Source organism: Treponema putidum, assembly GCF_024401155.1.
Taxonomy (GTDB): Bacteria; Spirochaetota; Spirochaetia; order Treponematales; family Treponemataceae; genus Treponema_B; species Treponema_B putidum.
The window spans coordinates 1,941,517-1,958,025 of record NZ_CP038804.1 but is presented as its reverse complement, the minus strand read 5'-3'; the positions used below and the strand labels follow the sequence as shown (position 1 = coordinate 1,958,025).

Sequence of the window (16,509 nt, the reverse complement as noted above, 5' to 3'; positions counted from 1 at the left end):
GATTTCATGGCTACAGTTGCAAAAATTAATCAAGCTAACAGAAAAGCGAAGTATCCGACACGGCAGTATAATAGATGTAAGGTTTGCGGACGCCCCAGAGGTTATCTGCGAAAATTCAAGATGTGCCGTGTTTGTTTTAGAAAATTGGCAAGCGAAGGGCAAATCCCCGGCGTTACAAAGTCAAGTTGGTAGGAGGAACGATAATGAGTGTTTCAGATCCAATAGCAGACATGCTCACTAAAATTAGAAATGCTGCTTCCGCCGGTCACGAATCGGTCGATGTTCCTTCTTCAAAAATGAAGTGGGAAATTATCAGTATTCTTAAATCGGAAGGGTATATTAAAAACTTTAAAAAAATGACCCAAGAAGGGGCTAACAACATCCGAGTATTTTTAAAATACGATGATAAAGAATCTTCGGTTATCCACGGAATCGAAAAAGTTTCCACACCCGGCCGCCGTGTATATTTAGGTTATAAGAGCTTACCGAGAGTTTTTAACGGTTACGGTACCCTTATTGTATCGACTTCAAAAGGTATCATAACCGGAAAAGCTGCCGGCGAAAGCCAAGTAGGCGGTGAGCTCATTTGCAAGGTTTGGTAGGAGGAGCAATATGTCAAGAGTTGGAAAAATGCCTGTTGCTATTCCTGCAGGTGTAAAAGTGAATGTTGCAAACGGTACCTTTACCGTTGAAGGCCCCAAGGGGAAACTTTCACAAAGCTATCATACTGAGGCTGTTGATTTTAAGGTTGAAAGCGATCATGTTCTTGTAACAAGAAAAGACGATGAGCTTCAGACAAGGGCTTATCACGGTTTATACCGAAGCCTTCTTAACAACATGGTAAAAGGCGTAAGCACAGGCTTTACAAAGACCTTGGTAATCAATGGTGTAGGTTACAGAGCTGAAGTTCAAGGTAAGCTCCTTGTAATGGCACTGGGTTATTCAAACGACTTTTCCGTTCTTATTCCTGAAGGAATTGAAGTAAAGGTTGACCAGCTGAAAGTTATAATTTCAGGAGCTTCCAAAGAAGCGGTCGGACAATTTGCTTCTCAGGTAAGAAAACTGAGAGGTCCTGAACCCTATAAAGGCAAGGGAATTCGTTATGAAAACGAAATCATCAAACGAAAAGTCGGTAAGTCCGGTGTAAAGTAAGGGTAGTATTATGGACAAAAAACGTAATGATAAAGATAGAAAAAGATTTAAGCGAAAGATGCACATTCGAAAGTCTATTTTCGGTACTGCAGAACGCCCTCGTATGACCGTGTTCCGAAGCAATAAACGTATTTCGGTTCAGGTTATTGATGATGCAGAGGGCAAGACATTGGCTGCCGTTTCTACAATGGAAGAAGCTCTTCGATCGCTTAAGGTTAATGTTGAATCTGGGGCAAAGGTCGGTGAAGAAATCGGCAAGCGCCTCAAGGAAAAAAATATTGACACTGTTGTTTTTGACAGGAACGGATATCTTTACCACGGTGTTGTAAAGGCCGTTGCCGACGGTGCAAGAAAAACAGGAATTAAGTTTTAGGAGAGGTTATGAGTCATCAAAAAGAATCAAAGCGGGATAACCAGCATACTGAAAAAGAATACGTTGAAAAACTTGTTAAATTGAACCGAACGGCAAAGGTTGTAAAGGGCGGACGCAGGTTCTCCTTTTCTGCCTTGACTGTTGTCGGTGATCAAAAAGGACGGGTAGGATACGGTTTCGGTAAGGCAAATGATGTAAGCGATGCAATCAGAAAGAGTATCGAAAAGGCAAAAGCCAATATGGTAACCTTTCCGCTTAAAAACGGTACGATTCCTCATGAAGTTCAAGGCAAGTTCAAAGGTTCATCCGTTCTTTTGCGTCCGGCTTGTTCCGGTACCGGAATTATCGCGGGCGGTACAATCCGTGCCATTATGGAAGCTGCCGGCGCAACAGATTTGCTTTCAAAGTCTTTGGGATCAAGTTCCGCAGTAAACGTAGTTAAGGCAACCTTTGATGCCGCAGGTCTCTTGATGGACGGCAAAAAAATTGCTAAAAGCCGCGGTAAAACCCTTTTGGATGTATGGGGGTAAGATAAATGGCAAAGAGAATTAGTATTAAATTGATAAAAAGCACAATAGGGCAGAGACACCATGTCCGCTCAACCGTACGCTCTTTGGGATTAAAAAAGGTCAACTCGGTGGTTGAGCATGAGGGAAATCCTGCTATTTTAGGCATGGTAAAATCTATTGCTCATGTAGTTGAAGTTAAGGAGTTAAACTAATGTCCGAATTTAATTTAACTGTTCCTCAAGGAGCAACTCATAAAAAGAAGATTGTAGGACGCGGTTCCTCTTCCGGTTGGGGAAAAACTTCCGGAAAAGGCCACAAGGGGCAGCAAGCTCGTTCAGGCGGTAAGGTTTATGCCGGCTTTGAAGGCGGACAGATGCCCTTGTACCGCCGTGTTGCAAAAAAAGGATTTTCAAACTATCCTTTTAAAAAGGAAGTTTATGTTGTAAACCTTGCTATGCTTGAAACAAAGTACAGCGACGGCGAGACCGTAAACAAAGAATCCTTAATGCAAAAAGGTCTTCTCCGAAAAGGTTCTCTTTATGTTAAAATTTTGGGAACAGGAGATATAACAAAAAAATTGACGGTTGAGGTCGATAGAATTTCGGCATCGGCTAAGGAAAAAATAGAAAAGGCAGGCGGAACAATAGTTCAGTCTGAAACATAAAGGCGGTAAATAATGGCTAATAATGTAGTTGCAAATATGTTCAAAGTAAAGGAGTTACGAAGCCGTATTTTCTTTACGATCATAGTTTTAGCAGTTTTCCGCTTAGGTTCGGTACTCACCATCCCCGGTATCGACCCTAGTGCCCTTACGATGTATTTTCGGCAAGGTCAGGGAAATGCTTTTGCAGATCACATGGACTTTTTTGTCGGAGGTGCATTTTCAAACTTTTCGGTATTTATGCTAGGTGTAATGCCCTATATTTCGACTCAGATATTGATGCAGCTTGCCATGATTATTTTCCCGCGCCTTAAGAAAATAGCGGAAGAAGACGGAGGACGTAAAAAGATTCAAGTTTGGACAAGAATTATTACCGTTTTTGTCGCTCTTCTTCAATCTTCCGCTGTAGGTACATGGGCCAGGGCTATTCCCGGTGCTGTTGTAATTTCAAGTCCGATTTTACACTTGTTTATTACAATGGTTACGGTAACGACGGGTACTATGATTACCGTTTGGATGGGTGAACAGATTACTGCAAGAGGTATCGGAAACGGTATTTCAATGTTGATTTTTGCAGGTATTGTTGCCCGCCTTCCTCAGGCTGTTTGGGAATTGATCAAGCGTGTAAATAATGACGGTTTGAACCTTGTTTTCGTAATTATTGCTTTTGTGATGTTTGTCGGAATTATAGCCTTGGTTGTTTACGAACAACAAGGACAGCGTAAAATACCGGTTCATTATGCAAAGCGCGTTATCGGCCGAAAAATGTATGGCGGACAGAATACTTATATTCCGTTTAAGATTAACCCCTCGGGTGTTATTCCCATCATTTTTGCTTCGTCGTTTTTAACCTTTCCCCTTATGCTTTCGCAGATGTGGGGATCGAATGTTTCTTGGTTGGCTGCTGTTGCAAGATTTTTGCGTGCAGACGGCTGGGGGTATAACATTCTATATGTTGTTTTGATTGTTTTCTTTGCTTACTTTTATACACAGGTTGCACTTAACCCAACGGAAATAGCAAAACAAATAAGGGAAAACGGCGGATCGATTCCGGGAATCAGAACCGACAAAACAGAAGAGTATTTACAGAAGATTTTAAACAGGTTAATATTGCCCGGTTCGCTTTACTTGGCCGCAATTGCAGTGCTTCCTACTGTAATTCAATGGGCATTTAATTTCCCCAGAAATATTTCGATGTTAATGGGTGGAACTTCATTGTTGATTTTGGTTGGTGTTGACTTGGATACAATGAGCCAAGTTGAAGCTTTGCTTAAAATGCACCATCATGACGGCTTGCTGAAAAAAGGCAAGATTAGATCAAGGAACCTATAGAATTTTTTAAAAAAATGATATAGAATACATTCTTTGAAGGAGTGGATATGAAGGTTAGAACAAGTGTAAAACCTATTTGTGATAAATGCAAGGTTATTAAGCGTAACGGAATTGTACGGATTATCTGTACAAACCCTAAGCATAAACAGAGACAAGGTTAATGGAGGACAATGAATAATGGCTCGTATTGCGGGAGTTGACCTCCCTAACAAACATGTTAATGTTTCATTAACATACATTTATGGAATTTCGACTTCATCGGCAAACAAAATTTGTGAAGCTACAAAGGTTGATCCGATGAAAAAAATGAATGATTTGGATGAAGCCGAGTTATCTGCAATTCGTGAAGTAATTGACAGAGAGTACAAGGTAGAAGGCCGCCTTCGAACCGAAGTGGCTTTGAATATCAAGCGTCTTCAGGATATCGGCTGTTACCGCGGTCAAAGACATAGAAAGGGTCTGCCGGTACGCGGTCAGAGAACTAGGACTAATGCCAGAACACGCAAGGGTAAGAAAAAGACCGTTGCCGGCAAGAAAAAATAATCGTGGTTGGAGGTAATTAAAACATGGCTACTGTAAAGAAAAGAAAAGAAAAGAAAAGCATATATGAAGGCAATGTTTATATTCAAGCAACCTTTAATAACACAATTATTACGATAACCGACTTAAAGGGAAATGTTATTTCATGGGCATCTTCAGGCGGTTTAGGCTTTGCCGGTGCTAAAAAATCGACACCCTTTGCGGCTCAAACCGTTGCAGAAGCAGCAGTTCAAAAATGTCAGCCCTACGGCTTGCATGAAGTACATGTTTTTGTAAAAGGTCCCGGCGTCGGCCGTGAATCGGCTATTAGAACGCTTGGAACAATGGGATTAAAGGTTCGCTCGATCAGCGACGTAACTCCTATTCCGCACAACGGCTGCCGTCCTAAAAAGACGCGCCGAATATAAGGAGACTTGAATGGCCCGAAAAAATCTTTTAAAAGGATTTAAAAAGCCGAAAGGTTTGGAATTCGCTCAGCAAGAATCAACCGAAAGCTATGGTAAGTTTACGGCCTCCCCTTTTGAGACAGGTTTTGGAACAACAATCGGAAACTGTTTGAGGAGAATCTTATTGTCTTCAATTCAAGGTTATGCTATATCGGCAGTGCTTATAACATCGCACGATGCTGACGGTGTGCCTCATACAATTTCAAGTGAGTTTGAAAATATTCCTAACGTTTCAGAAGATACGCTGGAAATTTTAAATAAACTAAAGCAGATCCGTCTCCGTTTATCGGATGAGTCGGAACAAGGTGACTTTCATTTTGAATTTAAGGGGCCGGCGTCGATAACCAGCAAGGATTTTGCCGTTGAAGGGCAGCTTGAAATTCTAGGTGAGCCTTTTCATGTTATGGAACTCATGAAGGGCGCTAATGTTTCGTTTGATGTTCAGGTAGATTTCGGCCGAGGCTATGTACCGGCAGAAGTTAATGAAAAATACATTGAAATCGTCGGAACTATTCCTATGGATGCAATCTACGGTCCTGTTTTAAAGGTAAGCTATGCTATTGAACCTTGCAGGGTAGGGCAAAGAAACGATTACGATAAGCTAATTCTCGAGATTTGGACTGATAGCACAGTTCGGCCTGAAGATGTTTTAGGTGAAGCTGCAAAAATTGCAAAAGATCATTTTTCCATCTTTATTAATTTTAATGAGGGCGATTATCTTGGTGAAGATGATGATATTGATGAAGAAGCGGCAATAAAACAGCTCTTGGCTACTTCAATAAATACTCTCGATTTTTCCGTCAGGGCTAAGAATTGTTTGGATTCGGCCGGTATTAAAACTCTAGGCGAACTGGCTCAAAAGACTGAAGATGAGATCGAAAGTATGCGCAATGTCGGCAGAATGACTTTAAATGAAATTCATGCTAAGCTGGCGGAATACAATTTGCGCTTGGGTATGACTGATTACAGTCATCTAAAAAATACGATAAAAGTATCAAGACAGAAGGAAGAAACAGATGAAGCATAAGAACGGCTTTAATCCGCTTTCGCGTACAACTGCACATCGCCGTGCTTTGCACCGAAATATGGTTACATCGCTATTTAAGTACGAGCGGATTACGACAACAAAACAAAAAGCGATGGAAGTACGCCGAACTGCGGAAAAATTGATTACCCGCTCAAAGGTTGATACGTTCAACAACAGGCGTCATGCCGCAAAGTATATCTGGGATGATGATATTGTAAAAAAATTATTCAGCGATATCGGTCCTAGAATGAAGGACAGAAACGGCGGTTATACCCGTATTTTAAAAATCGGTTTCCGTCAGGGGGATGCGGCTGATGTTGCTATCTTGGAGCTTGTAGACTATGACTTTGAAAAGAAGGAAAAGGATACAAAGAAAAAAGATAATTCGAAAAAATCCGATGACAATAAGACTTCCAAAAAAGAAACGGGATTTAAATCGTCAAAGGGTGAATCCGAACACAAAAAGAATACCGATCAGGTAGTAGATAGTTCATCAAATCGGAGGTATAACCGTGTCAAAGGCTCATAGAGGTAAGGGAATCCGCGCAGAGCAGAATCGCGGACGCGGGGTATGCCCCGTATGCAATAAAACCGGAATCAAAGTTTTATACGAACAAGAGATTAACGGTGCAAAGTTAAAGATTTGCAAAATATGCAGAGCAAACATTAAGAATAAAAAGGCTGCCGAATCAGCTGCAGAAAAACCGGCTGAAGCATCGGCCGAATAAAAGTTTAGGCCTTTTTGTACAACGCCCGCCTTGGATGCGGGCGTTTTTTATATCTCTATATTTTTTTCACGGAGATTAGTAATACATTCCTGCATATATTTTTCATCATGCTCCTTGTAAATAGGACTTGTCTTTTTGCTTTTCTTTAGGTCGCCGTATGGAGGACATTTTTTGCCTCGATAGTTTTTATCTAACCATTCTTCCGAAACCTTATACCCTCGTTTGTTCATCTCTTCCATTACCGGTTCGTGATATTGAAAAAGTTTGTAGGGTGAGTATAAAAATACATAGTCCACAACAGAATGCTTTTTGCCCCAGCCATTTCCTCGCAATGCACAGCATTCTCTGTGCTGCCCTAATAGCTGCTGTGCGGGTAATCTGTTTATCAGGTTTTGATGCCATAGTCGCATGTTAATTTTCCTCTTCCTTAAAAATATTTGAATTTTCTAAATACTTATTAGGATATTTTTTTAGCAAGGTTAAAAGATAGATTAAAATTTCTTTTTTATTTATTTTTCCATATTTATATAGCTCAATCATATTTAAAAATTTTTCTTTTGCGTTTTTTTCTGCGCAATTTTTAAAATAGCCCCATATGTGCTGAAGGGAATTGATTACTTCTTTTGGGTTTTCTTCAAGTTTAATGGCTTGATCAATTAGGAGCTGCACTTCATCAGGGACTATGTCTTCTTTTTTTAAAAGCTCTCTTATATCCTTATAAATTTTTTGAGACTTGCTTAAAACCAAATACTTGTTTTGCGCCCAGAGCTTTTGGCTGATTTTTTTATTATCATTCATTAATTTTATCTTTAAATCTTGACTATAGCATGGGATTCATTTTTTTTCAAGCATTTTTTCACAAAATTCCATATTTTTGTATATAGTTTCTCCGATTGACAAAGGCTTCTATAATAAATAAAATTAAGGCTGATGAAAAAAAATAATTTGATAAGCAATTTTCACACCCATACTTATTTGTGTAAACATGCTGAAGGGAAGCCGATCGATTATGTAAAAGAAGCAATTAAGGGCGGCTGTTCGGCTCTAGGTTTTTCGGACCATTGTCCCTATCCCGATTCTTCGTGGGATTATTGCCGTATGGGAGAATATGAGGTAAATCTCTATAAGAGCATGGTAGAGGAAGCTGTCATTGATGCTCCTTTTCCCGTATATTTCGGTTTTGAGTGCGAGTGGCATCCGCGATATAAGAGCTGGTATAAGGATTTTTTGAGGGAGGAACTGAAGTCGGATTTTTTGGTTTTGGGTTCTCACTGGTATGATGTAGACGGCCGCTTGGAATATGCTCCTAATCTTACAAAAAAAGAACTTTTCGGTTATATTGATTTTACGATTGAAGGAATGACATCAGGTCTTTATAATTTTTTAGCCCATCCTGATCTTTTTTTAGCTGATATTTCAAATATAGATTCTGACCATCTGGCTTGTTCAAAGGCTTTAATTCAGTCAGCCATTGATCTTGATATGCCGATAGAAATAAACGGTTACGGCACCTTTAAAAGGAAAATTGTACGAGCCGGACGCGATGAATTTATTTATCCTGTTCGGCAATTTTGGGAACTTGCTTCAGGTATGGGGGCAAGGATTATCTGTAATTCTGATGCTCATTTTCCTGAGCATACTATTTTGGGATGCAGGAATGCAATGGCCTTTGCGGAAAGTATGGGGATTAAGGTTCAAGATACTGCCGAAGCCCTAGGCTTCCGGAGTATCAATGGATAAGGGGACTTTAAGAGCCTTTCATATTATAGTTAAGGGAAGGGTTCAAGGTGTCGGTTTTCGATATTGGACCCGTTCTCTTGCAAAGAGCCTCAACGTAAAGGGCAGGGTTCGAAACCTTCCTGACTACTCGGTCGAAATCCTTGCCGAAGCCGATACTGAAACTCTAGGAGAATTCGTTTATGCTCTCAAACACGAGCATCCTTATGCCCGTGTTGAAAGTCTTAATTCGGAAGAAGTGCGGGTTAGAGGTTATGCAGATTTCCGGATTGAAGTGTAGTAAATAAAAACCGGTCTATAAAGCATCTTAAAAAATCTATTCTGCCTTATCGTGTTTTTCTCCGCGGGTAACCTTTCCCATCATAAGCCATGCGAGGAGGAAAAAACATGTACAATACACAAAGACAGCCCTGTGCCCTGCAAAGTCGATTATAAGACCTGCAAGGAAGGGGGCTAGTATTGCCGCTCCTTGAGAAAAGGTATAATATAAACCTGTGTAAAGGCCTATGTGTGAAAAGCCTGCCATCTGCCAAAGCATTGGGAAGGAGTTTGCAATTATGCAAATCCAAAAAATACCGAACACAAACATTAAGCCCCAAAATAGGTATTTGATTTGTCCTCCGGCAAGACCTAGGACACCCGCAATTTCAGTTAAGAAAAATTGAGCTAAACATAGGGCAGCTACAACAATTAAAGCGATTCTTATCATTCTTTTCCGTCCCCACTTGCTTGCTGCATAACCCATCGGAATGGCTGATAAGGCTGAGGCTATACCTACCATTCCTGCTGCAAAGGCTCCCTGACCTGTCGATACGCCGAAATGTTTTATACTGTACTCGGCGATATAAGGTAACATTCCTTGATAGCCTAGGAACCATAAGAAAAGCGAAACAAGAACAAATAGGGCACTCTTATCGGGTTTTTCCTCGTCTTCGATTTTTCTGCCTGCCAATACGGTTTTCATTGCCTGTATAAACGGCACTTTTTCTTCTTCATTTTCAGAAGAATCGGGCGGTGGAGCATTTTTTTCTTTTACAAAGAAAAATAGCATTAGGGTTGCAAGGATAACCAAAAGACCCGCTGCCGGAAATGAAAGAACATCCTTTGTATGCCCTATAATGGGAAGGACAGTATCTACATCCATTAGACGGGCTAAAAATAAGGTTCCCACTATTGCTGCAATATTTCCCATAGTGTTTATAACTCCGTTCCCTTGAGAGCGGAACTCGGCGGGAACAATGTCCGGCATTAAAGCGATTACCGGCCCCCGCACCGATTGCTTAAATAAATTCAGCATGGCAAGAACAATTATTAATGCCGCCAAAGAATTTTTTGCTGCATATGGAATAAAGCTAAAAGTAATTGCAGACAATGGAAGCAGAATTATGATCCAAGGCATTCGTCTTCCTATTTTTGTGCGTGTTCGGTCCGACCATGCCGAAACGATGGGTATTAGTAATATTGCCAGAATATTATCGAGAGACATCAATATTCCGACAAGCCATTTAAAGGGAATATAACGGCTTAAAAAAATCGTTACATAACTGTCATACAATGGATCCATTAGTCCCATCGTAAAAAATCCTGCTCCGATTAAAAAAGTTATCGGAAGGTATTTTCTAAATCCTTCTTTTTGTTTCATAGCTTCTCCAATATTTATTTAATACCTTAACAGTATAAACTATATTTGCTATAATAGCTATAGTAAAAATAAAGATTATTTAATTTATGAGGAAACGGAACATGCGTAAAGAAATTTTGCCTAACGCAAAAAGACCTCTTCTTTTTGGTCATAGAGGAGTTTCAAGTTTAGCTCCTGAAAATACAATTGCTTCATTTAAGAAAGCTGTAGAACTGGGAATTCCCGGAGTGGAGCTGGATGTGCATTTAACCAAGACCGGAGAACTTGCGGTTATTCATGATTCCTCAATTAAGCGTACAGGAAGAATTTATGAAACCGGAAAGGTTATTGAAGCTCCTGATCTAAAAGTTGAAGACTTATCTTGGGAAGAATTACAAAAATATGACTTCGGTATTTGGTTTTCAAAAGAATATGAAGGCGAAAAACTTCCTTTACTTTATGATGTCCTAAAACTTCTAGGCTACGATATCTATGTCGATATAGAAATAAAAATAGATAACTTAAAATATAAGGGAGTTGTAGAAAAAACTTATCAGGTTTTACAGGATATTTTAAAAGTTCTGCCTGAAAATCCTCACAGGTTTTTGGTTTCTTCTTTTAATCCCTTTGCTATAAGATATTTTTCGAAGATATGTTCCGATATTCCTACAGCCTTAATCTATGATAATCATCCCGATAATCTCTTTTTTTTAAAAAAGGGCAGGGGCCTTCTATTTTGTAGGCCGGATATTTTAAAGCCTTCTTATAAATGCTTTACGAAAAAGAAAAATAAAGAATCTTGGTGCTGGACGATTGATGATAAAGAAAAAGCCGAGGACCTTATCAAAAAAGGGGTAACGGGGATTATATCCAATCGCCCTCAGGACTTAAAAGAAGATTAAGATTCGCATTTTTACTAAATAATTTGAATAAATCCGCGCTTGTTGTACCAATTTATTGCCGTTTTATTTTTTGATTCGACATCAAGATAAATTTCCAAATCTTGATTTTTAAAATAGTTTATAACTCTATTTATAAGAGATATTCCGATTCCGCATTTTTGATATTTTTTTAGAACCGCAATAACACTGATGTAAGCCGAATTTTCTTTTATAAAAGAAATAATAAAACCTGCATATTCTTCATTATATTTTGCAATAAAACAAGAGGCGGGATTAAAAAGATCTATTTTATACCAATCACTTTCCCATGCCTTATCGCAAAAGGCATCGGCATATATTTGAGGAATAATATCTTTGTGTTTAGATTCATTAAATTCTTCGATTTTAATGTTTTTATTTTTGTTATCCAAAAGTTTCTTTGGTATTCGATATTTAATCCAGTCCTGCATTTCTATTCCTTATAAATTGTAAACACTCCGGAACAATAAGATATTTTTATAAAATCCGTTTTTAGATTAGGAAACCATAAATTAAATCTTGCGGCAATTAAATAATATTCTTCATCATCCCATTCGCCATAGTCTTTTTTTCTCGCAGCTTCCATATCTTCTTCTGTTTTAAATGCAACATCTCCGAAGATAAGAATACCATTAGGTTTTAAGGATTTTAACAACTTAAGAATATAGGATTTTTTTGCATCGTCATCTATGTGATGAATTGCATAGGTGCTGAGTATAACATCGAATTGTTTTTGCTCAAATTCCTTCGGAAGGCCGCCGGTAAAATCAAATTGCAAAAGTTCGGCATTGGGCATTTTCTGTTTTGCTTTTTTGATCATCTCATTTGAAAAATCTATTCCGTAAATATTATAGCCGTCGTCATAAAGTTTTTTTGTTAAAATGGCTGTGCCGAATCCTATGTCCAAAATATTTTTAGGATTTTGCTTGCGAACCTTTTCGTATACCGTACTTAGAACTTTTTTATAGCCGGCAAAGGGATAAACATTTTCTTCATCTGATATTTCGACTTGTGTGTCGTAATTATCTGACCATAGGTCAAAGCCTTTACTGTCCAACATCTTGTTTCTCTTTAAGATTGAATCTTATTTCCTTTCCACCATCATATAAAGAAGAGCGTTTATAACGGAGGCGGCGACATTGCTTCCGCCCTTAGTGCCTACGGTAGAGATTTGGGGAAAAGAACTTGAACGAAGGGCTTCCTTTGATTCGGCTGCACCTACAAAGCCCACGGGAACTCCTATTATAAATTCAGGAGAAAGTTTTTTTTCTTTGCAGAGCTCTAAAAGCCTGAAAAGAGCGGTAGGGGCATTTCCTATGACAAAGGCTTTAGCTCCATCTTGGACTGCAAGGTCGACAGCAGCCGAAGAGCGCGTAATTCCGTTTTCCTTGGACATCTTAAAAACTCTCTCATCATCAATCAGGCATAAAAGTTTATTTTGGGTTTTTGATAGGGCAGGCTTGTTAATGCCGGTCATCACCATTTTGGTATCGGTAAAAATAGTTATGCCCTTTTGAAGAGCCCTTTTAGCCGTTCCTATAAAATTATTTTGAAAGATAATTATCTTCCGGTATTCGACATCTCCCGTAGTGTGAATCATTCTTTTGGCTATAATTTTTTCTTCTTCCGTAAAAGAAACATCGGCCATACTTTCTTCGATTATGTCCATACTCTTATTTTCTATTTCCATCGGTTTTTTAATGTACATTTATTTTTTCCTTTAAGATGCTTTTGGGGTATTTATAGACTGAACCGCAGTTATGGCAATAAAGCTCTATTTGTTCAGGGCCGTTTTCATACATATCCTTTATTTCCTTTTCAGGTAAGGTAAAAAGTTTATCGCGGAATTTATCTTTTGAGCAGGGGCAATAAAAGTCTATATTTCTTTCGATTAGAACTTGAGGATTACAGTCACGGAAAAGGCCGAAGATAACATCCTCCCTGTTTCCCCCTTCCGCAAACCATCGGCCTATCGAGGGGCAAGCTGCAAAGGCTCTTTCTGCTTTTTCTATCAAGGATTCTTCGGCACCCGGCATGACCTGAATGTACATACCGCCTGCTCCGATGATTCTTCCTTCTTTGTCAAATTGGATGCCTGTATTAAAACCCGTTACCGTCTGCTCGGATTGTAAAAAATATTCCGATAGATCAAGGGCGATGTTTTTGTGCTTTATTTCGACGATTCCGGTTAGAGGTTCCCTTGCTCCTTCAGGGAAGCGGATAACCGAAATTTTCCCTTCCCCGAAAAGGGGCTTTAGATCCCATGTTTCTAAAGGAATGTCCGGTCTTATGGGGTCTTCCAATAGATAGCCCCTTACAAAGCCTTCGCTAAAGGCCTCGATACTAAAACCTACAAGGGGGCCTTGGGTATCACATCTGAATATTATTCTGTCTCTTCCCTTCATTGTTGGAATTAAGAGCGCTCCGCAAAGGGCGGCATGGCCGAGGGCAAGGCTTTCTAAAATACCTAAATTATGCTGCACCCTCATTTTATTTACAAAGCGGGTTCCATGAAAAAAAGCTCCGCGTATTTGGCCATCGCCTAGCATAAAGATTGTCATTCCGTCTTGGTGCATGGTTTTAAATTTTTCGATTAAGACGGGATCGGTTATCGGTTTATCTATCATAGGGCTGATTATAGCAAAGATTGCATCTTTATACAAGGATTGACAGCATCTCTTTTTTTGGATAAAATATCCTGTTTATTTTTTTATAATCTAAGCGAATCTAAGCGTTTTAAGGAAGAAATTATGTCAAATGAAAAGAAACTGTTACATTGGGCGGATCAGACTGCCGAAAAAATAATAAGAGAGAGGGGTGACCTCGATGTTTATACCTGTGCTTCAGGTATAACTCCTTCGGGAACCGTGCATGTAGGAAATTTCCGCGAAATTATTTCCGTCGATTTGGTTGTGCGTGCCCTTCGCTCCCGCGGAAAAAATGTACGCTTTATCTATTCTTGGGATGACTATGATGTATTCCGAAAAGTTCCTGCAAATATGCCCAAGCCCGAAGTTTTGGAAAAATATCTCCGCTATCCGATTACGATGGTTCCCGATACTTTTGAGAGGGATGAAAACTATGCCCGCCACCACGAGCATGATGTAGAAGCCGTTTTGCCCCGAGTCGGCATTCACCCCGAATATCTTTATCAGGCCGAACGCTATCAAAAGGGACTGTATGCCGAAGGAATGAAAAAAGCCTTGGATAACAGGGAAGAGCTTAAAGATATTTTAAATACTTACCGAGATGAGACACATAAAATTACCGAAGAATACTGGCCCGTTTCTGTTTTTTGTACAGCCTGTAATAAGGACACAACAAAGATAGAATCATGGGACAATGATTGGACGCTTAAATATTCTTGCGAATGCGGACATTGTGAAGCTGTGGATCTGCGTAAGGCAAAATCTGTAAAGCTGGGCTGGAGGGTTGACTGGCCCATGCGCTGGGCTTTTGAAAAAACCGTTTTTGAGCCGGCCGGAAAGGATCATCATTCACAAGGAGGTTCCTTCGATACGGCAAGCTTGGTTTCCGACCGCATTTATAATTGGCCTGCTCCCGTAAGTTTCCGATATGATTTTATCGGTTTAAAGGGTGTGCCCGGAAAGATGGCTTCTTCTAAGGGAAAGGTTGTAAGCCTTGCCGAAGTACTTGAAGTTTACCAGCCCGAAGTTGCCCGCTATCTTTTTGCGGGGACAAGGCCAAACACCGAATTCGTTATCAGTTTTGACCTTGATGTAATTAAAATTTACGAGGACTATGATAAAACCGAGCGCATTGCATGGAAGGTTGAAAAGGCAAAAAACGATGAGGTGTTCGAAAAAGAATATAGAATCTATGAGCTTTCACAAATAGAGGGAATGCCTGAGTGTATTTCCTATCAAATTCCTTTTAGGCATTTATGCAATCTTTTACAGATAAATTCGGGGGATATTGAGGCGGTTATAAGCGCTCTCCCCAATGTAAAACCCGCTCAAGCCGATAGGCTGAGAACCCGTGCCCAATGTGCTTGGAACTGGATTACGGACGGGGGAGCTCCCGAAGAGTTTAAGTTTGCTTTAAGAGCTGACGGCTCAAAGGCTGAACTTTCCGAGGCAGAAACAAAGGCTATTAAAACGATAAGGGATTCCCTTTTACCCAAAATGGACGAGATGGATGAAAAAACTTTTTCGACAGCCCTCTACGATGCGGCAAAGGAATGCGGCTTAGAACCCAAGCAAATGTTTGTTGCCGTCTATCAAGCCCTTGTTTCAAAGGATCAGGGTCCTCGTCTAGCAGGCTTTATGAAAACCATCGGCAAAGAAAAACTCGCAAGTATTTTGAAAAATTATTAAGGTAAAAAGGCTTTTATTTTTTTAAAAATTGTGCTAACATTATGCCCATGGTTAATGATGACTTGTACACACGCAAGATAGAGCCTGCTCCCGATAGACCTGTACAAAACGGAAAACCGAATTTCGGTACTTTTTCAGGCTGCTTTAAAAAATTTGATATAAAAGGGCTTTATCGGGTTTTCGGTAATCTGCCCATTCCTAGAATAATTACCAACGGACGTATTTCGGGAACAATGAGGTTCCTATTTTGCGATGACGAAGTAATAGGAGAAATAATCTTTTTTTCGTGCTATATTTTCTCCTTTATGGAAACTACTTTTTGGGTTCGTAAAACTCAGCAAAAATATGCCTATCGGCAGTACTTGCCGGGCGGCTTTATTCATATTCCGATGCACATAAAATATAGCGTTACGGCTTGCCGTAAATCATATAGATATGCCCGTGTTTTTTCGCGTCTTTCCCACGGGAAGCTGCATGCCGACTTTGACTTTTCAGCCCATGACTCCCGCCCTTCATGCGAGGGACGTCTGGATCTTGATATTCGGGATAAAGAAGCTTTGGACTTTTCGTGCGTAATTCCCAACTACGTAAGCCGGCGGTGTATGGCCATGTACATGCAGACAGGAACGGTAAAGGGCTGGGTAAGTTTGGGTTATAACGAAGATATTCAGCTAAAAAAAGAAACATCCGTTGGTGTCTTTGATGTTAGAAAGTCTTACACAGGCTTTAGCTCAAAACGCACTCTCGTAAACGGACTCGGTAAACTGGATGACAAGCCGTTGGTCTTTTATCTTGCAAGTTCTATTGCTCCGGACAGTAATAAACACAATGATAATATAATGCTATATGACGGAAAGCGTACGCCTCTTCCTCCGGTTAAAATAACCCGCCCCTTCGGTATAATGGGAAAATGGATAATACAGGACACCGAAAGTATGGTAGACCTTGTGTTCTATCCTATTTCAAAAAATTACAAAAGGGTAAATGCCGGTCTTTTTAGGACGGAATACAATACGGTTTACGGCCATTTTGAAGGTACCCTGCTGACTGCTGACGGAGAAGAGTTAAGACTAAAAAACTTCCCTGGCATAACAAAGAAATATAATCTCAGAATTTGATGTTCTAA

26 protein-coding genes are annotated in these 16,509 nt (G+C 39.9%); 19 read left to right on the top strand and 7 right to left on the bottom strand.

Going from position 1 to position 16,509, the window contains the following annotated elements; all coding sequences use genetic code 11:
- Nucleotides 1–6: 6 nt before the first annotated feature.
- The 14 genes from E4N74_RS09095 to E4N74_RS09030 are packed head-to-tail and all read left to right on the top strand — an operon-like array spanning nucleotide 7 to nucleotide 6,768.
- Nucleotides 7–192 carry a type Z 30S ribosomal protein S14 gene (locus tag E4N74_RS09095; protein ID WP_002670020.1) on the top strand — a complete coding sequence of 62 codons (186 nt, stop codon included), beginning with the start codon at nucleotides 7–9 and terminating at the stop codon, nucleotides 190–192.
- An 11-nt stretch (nucleotides 193–203) separates the two neighbouring features.
- The gene (rpsH, locus tag E4N74_RS09090; protein WP_044977699.1) at nucleotides 204–602 is read left to right on the top strand and encodes a 30S ribosomal protein S8; all 399 of its coding nucleotides are present in this window, start codon (nucleotides 204–206) and stop codon (nucleotides 600–602) included.
- Nucleotides 603–612: 10 nt separating this feature from the next.
- Entirely contained in the window at nucleotides 613–1,152 is a 540-nt protein-coding gene (gene rplF / locus E4N74_RS09085) for a 50S ribosomal protein L6 (RefSeq protein WP_044977698.1), read from the top strand.
- A gap of 10 nt (nucleotides 1,153–1,162) precedes the next feature.
- Nucleotides 1,163–1,525 (top strand): 50S ribosomal protein L18, encoded by a 363-nt coding sequence (gene rplR, locus E4N74_RS09080; RefSeq protein WP_044977697.1) that lies wholly within the window; start codon nucleotides 1,163–1,165, stop codon nucleotides 1,523–1,525.
- A gap of 8 nt (nucleotides 1,526–1,533) precedes the next feature.
- On the top strand, nucleotides 1,534–2,055 hold the full coding sequence (gene rpsE / locus E4N74_RS09075; RefSeq protein ID WP_044977696.1) for a 30S ribosomal protein S5: 522 nt from the start codon (nucleotides 1,534–1,536) through the stop codon (nucleotides 2,053–2,055).
- Nucleotides 2,056–2,060: 5 nt separating this feature from the next.
- The gene (rpmD, locus tag E4N74_RS09070; protein WP_044977695.1) at nucleotides 2,061–2,246 is read left to right on the top strand and encodes a 50S ribosomal protein L30; all 186 of its coding nucleotides are present in this window, start codon (nucleotides 2,061–2,063) and stop codon (nucleotides 2,244–2,246) included.
- Nucleotides 2,246–2,698 (top strand): 50S ribosomal protein L15, encoded by a 453-nt coding sequence (rplO, locus tag E4N74_RS09065; protein WP_044977694.1) that lies wholly within the window; start codon nucleotides 2,246–2,248, stop codon nucleotides 2,696–2,698. The genes rpmD and rplO overlap by 1 nt, the downstream gene beginning before the upstream one ends.
- Before the next feature lie 12 nt (nucleotides 2,699–2,710).
- Nucleotides 2,711–4,027, top strand: a complete 1,317-nt coding sequence (gene secY / locus E4N74_RS09060) for a preprotein translocase subunit SecY (RefSeq protein ID WP_044977693.1) — start codon at nucleotides 2,711–2,713, stop codon at nucleotides 4,025–4,027.
- 47 nt (nucleotides 4,028–4,074) lie between these two features.
- The gene (rpmJ, locus tag E4N74_RS09055; protein WP_002672206.1) at nucleotides 4,075–4,188 is read left to right on the top strand and encodes a 50S ribosomal protein L36; all 114 of its coding nucleotides are present in this window, start codon (nucleotides 4,075–4,077) and stop codon (nucleotides 4,186–4,188) included.
- A 16-nt stretch (nucleotides 4,189–4,204) separates the two neighbouring features.
- Nucleotides 4,205–4,570, top strand: a complete 366-nt coding sequence (gene rpsM, locus E4N74_RS09050; protein WP_044977692.1) for a 30S ribosomal protein S13 — start codon at nucleotides 4,205–4,207, stop codon at nucleotides 4,568–4,570.
- A 23-nt stretch (nucleotides 4,571–4,593) separates the two neighbouring features.
- Nucleotides 4,594–4,974 (top strand): 30S ribosomal protein S11, encoded by a 381-nt coding sequence (gene rpsK / locus E4N74_RS09045; protein WP_044977691.1) that lies wholly within the window; start codon nucleotides 4,594–4,596, stop codon nucleotides 4,972–4,974.
- A gap of 10 nt (nucleotides 4,975–4,984) precedes the next feature.
- Nucleotides 4,985–6,040 carry a DNA-directed RNA polymerase subunit alpha gene (locus E4N74_RS09040; RefSeq protein ID WP_044977690.1) on the top strand — a complete coding sequence of 352 codons (1,056 nt, stop codon included), beginning with the start codon at nucleotides 4,985–4,987 and terminating at the stop codon, nucleotides 6,038–6,040.
- A complete protein-coding gene (gene rplQ, locus E4N74_RS09035) occupies nucleotides 6,030–6,569 on the top strand; it encodes a 50S ribosomal protein L17 (protein WP_044977689.1) in 540 nt (179 codons plus the stop codon). The genes E4N74_RS09040 and rplQ overlap by 11 nt, the downstream gene beginning before the upstream one ends.
- Nucleotides 6,553–6,768: a hypothetical protein gene (locus E4N74_RS09030; RefSeq protein ID WP_044977688.1), complete on the top strand. Its 216-nt coding sequence runs from the start codon at nucleotides 6,553–6,555 to the stop codon at nucleotides 6,766–6,768. The genes rplQ and E4N74_RS09030 overlap by 17 nt, the downstream gene beginning before the upstream one ends.
- Nucleotides 6,769–6,815: 47 nt before the next feature.
- Here the strand turns inward: E4N74_RS09030 and E4N74_RS09025 are convergent, their stop codons facing one another.
- Nucleotides 6,816–7,178 carry a TIGR02328 family protein gene (locus E4N74_RS09025; protein WP_255817269.1) on the bottom strand — a complete coding sequence of 121 codons (363 nt, stop codon included), beginning with the start codon at nucleotides 7,176–7,178 and terminating at the stop codon, nucleotides 6,816–6,818.
- 1 nt (nucleotide 7,179) lies between these two features.
- Nucleotides 7,180–7,566 carry a YbgA family protein gene (locus E4N74_RS09020; protein WP_255817268.1) on the bottom strand — a complete coding sequence of 129 codons (387 nt, stop codon included), beginning with the start codon at nucleotides 7,564–7,566 and terminating at the stop codon, nucleotides 7,180–7,182.
- A gap of 132 nt (nucleotides 7,567–7,698) precedes the next feature.
- Between E4N74_RS09020 and E4N74_RS09015 the strand changes: the two genes are divergently transcribed.
- Both E4N74_RS09015 and E4N74_RS09010 read left to right on the top strand, forming a co-directional pair.
- A complete protein-coding gene (locus E4N74_RS09015; RefSeq protein ID WP_255805027.1) occupies nucleotides 7,699–8,508 on the top strand; it encodes a PHP domain-containing protein in 810 nt (269 codons plus the stop codon).
- Nucleotides 8,501–8,785 carry an acylphosphatase gene (locus E4N74_RS09010; protein ID WP_044977684.1) on the top strand — a complete coding sequence of 95 codons (285 nt, stop codon included), beginning with the start codon at nucleotides 8,501–8,503 and terminating at the stop codon, nucleotides 8,783–8,785. Before E4N74_RS09015 ends, E4N74_RS09010 begins: the two co-directional genes overlap by 8 nt.
- 36 nt (nucleotides 8,786–8,821) lie before the next feature.
- On the opposite strand, the gene E4N74_RS09005 is transcribed toward E4N74_RS09010, so the two are convergent.
- Complete coding sequence (locus E4N74_RS09005) at nucleotides 8,822–10,147, bottom strand: MFS transporter (RefSeq protein WP_255805026.1); 1,326 nt, start codon at nucleotides 10,145–10,147, stop codon at nucleotides 8,822–8,824.
- A 101-nt stretch (nucleotides 10,148–10,248) separates the two neighbouring features.
- Between E4N74_RS09005 and E4N74_RS09000 the strand changes: the two genes are divergently transcribed.
- Entirely contained in the window at nucleotides 10,249–11,028 is a 780-nt protein-coding gene (locus tag E4N74_RS09000; protein WP_255817267.1) for a glycerophosphodiester phosphodiesterase, read from the top strand.
- Nucleotides 11,029–11,042: 14 nt separating this feature from the next.
- On the opposite strand, the gene E4N74_RS08995 is transcribed toward E4N74_RS09000, so the two are convergent.
- Genes E4N74_RS08995 through E4N74_RS08980 form a run of 4 tightly spaced genes read right to left on the bottom strand, consistent with a single transcriptional unit; the run spans nucleotide 11,043 to nucleotide 13,673 of the window.
- Nucleotides 11,043–11,477, bottom strand: a complete 435-nt coding sequence (locus tag E4N74_RS08995) for a GNAT family N-acetyltransferase (RefSeq protein WP_044977681.1) — start codon at nucleotides 11,475–11,477, stop codon at nucleotides 11,043–11,045.
- Nucleotides 11,478–11,479: 2 nt separating this feature from the next.
- Nucleotides 11,480–12,106 (bottom strand): methyltransferase domain-containing protein, encoded by a 627-nt coding sequence (locus tag E4N74_RS08990; protein ID WP_255817266.1) that lies wholly within the window; start codon nucleotides 12,104–12,106, stop codon nucleotides 11,480–11,482.
- 24 nt (nucleotides 12,107–12,130) lie between these two features.
- Nucleotides 12,131–12,754 carry a precorrin-8X methylmutase gene (locus E4N74_RS08985; protein ID WP_255817265.1) on the bottom strand — a complete coding sequence of 208 codons (624 nt, stop codon included), beginning with the start codon at nucleotides 12,752–12,754 and terminating at the stop codon, nucleotides 12,131–12,133.
- The gene (locus tag E4N74_RS08980) at nucleotides 12,744–13,673 is read right to left on the bottom strand and encodes an Hsp33 family molecular chaperone HslO (protein ID WP_044979676.1); all 930 of its coding nucleotides are present in this window, start codon (nucleotides 13,671–13,673) and stop codon (nucleotides 12,744–12,746) included. Before E4N74_RS08980 ends, E4N74_RS08985 begins: the two co-directional genes overlap by 11 nt.
- A gap of 123 nt (nucleotides 13,674–13,796) precedes the next feature.
- On the opposite strand from E4N74_RS08980, the gene lysS reads away from it, so the two are divergent.
- Nucleotides 13,797–15,383, top strand: a complete 1,587-nt coding sequence (gene lysS / locus E4N74_RS08975; RefSeq protein WP_255817264.1) for a lysine--tRNA ligase — start codon at nucleotides 13,797–13,799, stop codon at nucleotides 15,381–15,383.
- Nucleotides 15,384–15,430: 47 nt separating this feature from the next.
- On the top strand, nucleotides 15,431–16,501 hold the full coding sequence (locus tag E4N74_RS08970; RefSeq protein ID WP_338113394.1) for a DUF2804 domain-containing protein: 1,071 nt from the start codon (nucleotides 15,431–15,433) through the stop codon (nucleotides 16,499–16,501).
- The last annotated feature ends 8 nt before the right edge of the window (nucleotides 16,502–16,509 follow it).

Coding starts and splice junctions, on each gene's coding strand:
- rpmD (WP_044977695.1), top strand. CDS start 2,061: ATGGCAAAGAGAATTAGTATTAAATTGATAAAAAGCACAATAGGGCAG.
- E4N74_RS09015 (WP_255805027.1), top strand. CDS start 7,699: ATGAAAAAAAATAATTTGATAAGCAATTTTCACACCCATACTTATTTG.
- rpsH (WP_044977699.1), top strand. CDS start 204: ATGAGTGTTTCAGATCCAATAGCAGACATGCTCACTAAAATTAGAAAT.
- E4N74_RS08970 (WP_338113394.1), top strand. CDS start 15,431: ATGGTTAATGATGACTTGTACACACGCAAGATAGAGCCTGCTCCCGAT.
- rpmJ (WP_002672206.1), top strand. CDS start 4,075: ATGAAGGTTAGAACAAGTGTAAAACCTATTTGTGATAAATGCAAGGTT.
- rpsM (WP_044977692.1), top strand. CDS start 4,205: ATGGCTCGTATTGCGGGAGTTGACCTCCCTAACAAACATGTTAATGTT.
- lysS (WP_255817264.1), top strand. CDS start 13,797: ATGTCAAATGAAAAGAAACTGTTACATTGGGCGGATCAGACTGCCGAA.
- rplO (WP_044977694.1), top strand. CDS start 2,246: ATGTCCGAATTTAATTTAACTGTTCCTCAAGGAGCAACTCATAAAAAG.
- E4N74_RS08985 (WP_255817265.1), bottom strand. CDS start 12,754: ATGTACATTAAAAAACCGATGGAAATAGAAAATAAGAGTATGGACATA.
- E4N74_RS08990 (WP_255817266.1), bottom strand. CDS start 12,106: ATGTTGGACAGTAAAGGCTTTGACCTATGGTCAGATAATTACGACACA.
- E4N74_RS08995 (WP_044977681.1), bottom strand. CDS start 11,477: ATGCAGGACTGGATTAAATATCGAATACCAAAGAAACTTTTGGATAAC.
- E4N74_RS09040 (WP_044977690.1), top strand. CDS start 4,985: ATGGCCCGAAAAAATCTTTTAAAAGGATTTAAAAAGCCGAAAGGTTTG.
- rpsE (WP_044977696.1), top strand. CDS start 1,534: ATGAGTCATCAAAAAGAATCAAAGCGGGATAACCAGCATACTGAAAAA.
- E4N74_RS09095 (WP_002670020.1), top strand. CDS start 7: ATGGCTACAGTTGCAAAAATTAATCAAGCTAACAGAAAAGCGAAGTAT.
- rplF (WP_044977698.1), top strand. CDS start 613: ATGTCAAGAGTTGGAAAAATGCCTGTTGCTATTCCTGCAGGTGTAAAA.
- E4N74_RS08980 (WP_044979676.1), bottom strand. CDS start 13,673: ATGATAGATAAACCGATAACCGATCCCGTCTTAATCGAAAAATTTAAA.
- rplR (WP_044977697.1), top strand. CDS start 1,163: ATGGACAAAAAACGTAATGATAAAGATAGAAAAAGATTTAAGCGAAAG.
- rplQ (WP_044977689.1), top strand. CDS start 6,030: ATGAAGCATAAGAACGGCTTTAATCCGCTTTCGCGTACAACTGCACAT.
- E4N74_RS09000 (WP_255817267.1), top strand. CDS start 10,249: ATGCGTAAAGAAATTTTGCCTAACGCAAAAAGACCTCTTCTTTTTGGT.
- E4N74_RS09005 (WP_255805026.1), bottom strand. CDS start 10,147: ATGAAACAAAAAGAAGGATTTAGAAAATACCTTCCGATAACTTTTTTA.
- secY (WP_044977693.1), top strand. CDS start 2,711: ATGGCTAATAATGTAGTTGCAAATATGTTCAAAGTAAAGGAGTTACGA.
- E4N74_RS09010 (WP_044977684.1), top strand. CDS start 8,501: ATGGATAAGGGGACTTTAAGAGCCTTTCATATTATAGTTAAGGGAAGG.
- rpsK (WP_044977691.1), top strand. CDS start 4,594: ATGGCTACTGTAAAGAAAAGAAAAGAAAAGAAAAGCATATATGAAGGC.
- E4N74_RS09020 (WP_255817268.1), bottom strand. CDS start 7,566: ATGAATGATAATAAAAAAATCAGCCAAAAGCTCTGGGCGCAAAACAAG.
- E4N74_RS09025 (WP_255817269.1), bottom strand. CDS start 7,178: ATGCGACTATGGCATCAAAACCTGATAAACAGATTACCCGCACAGCAG.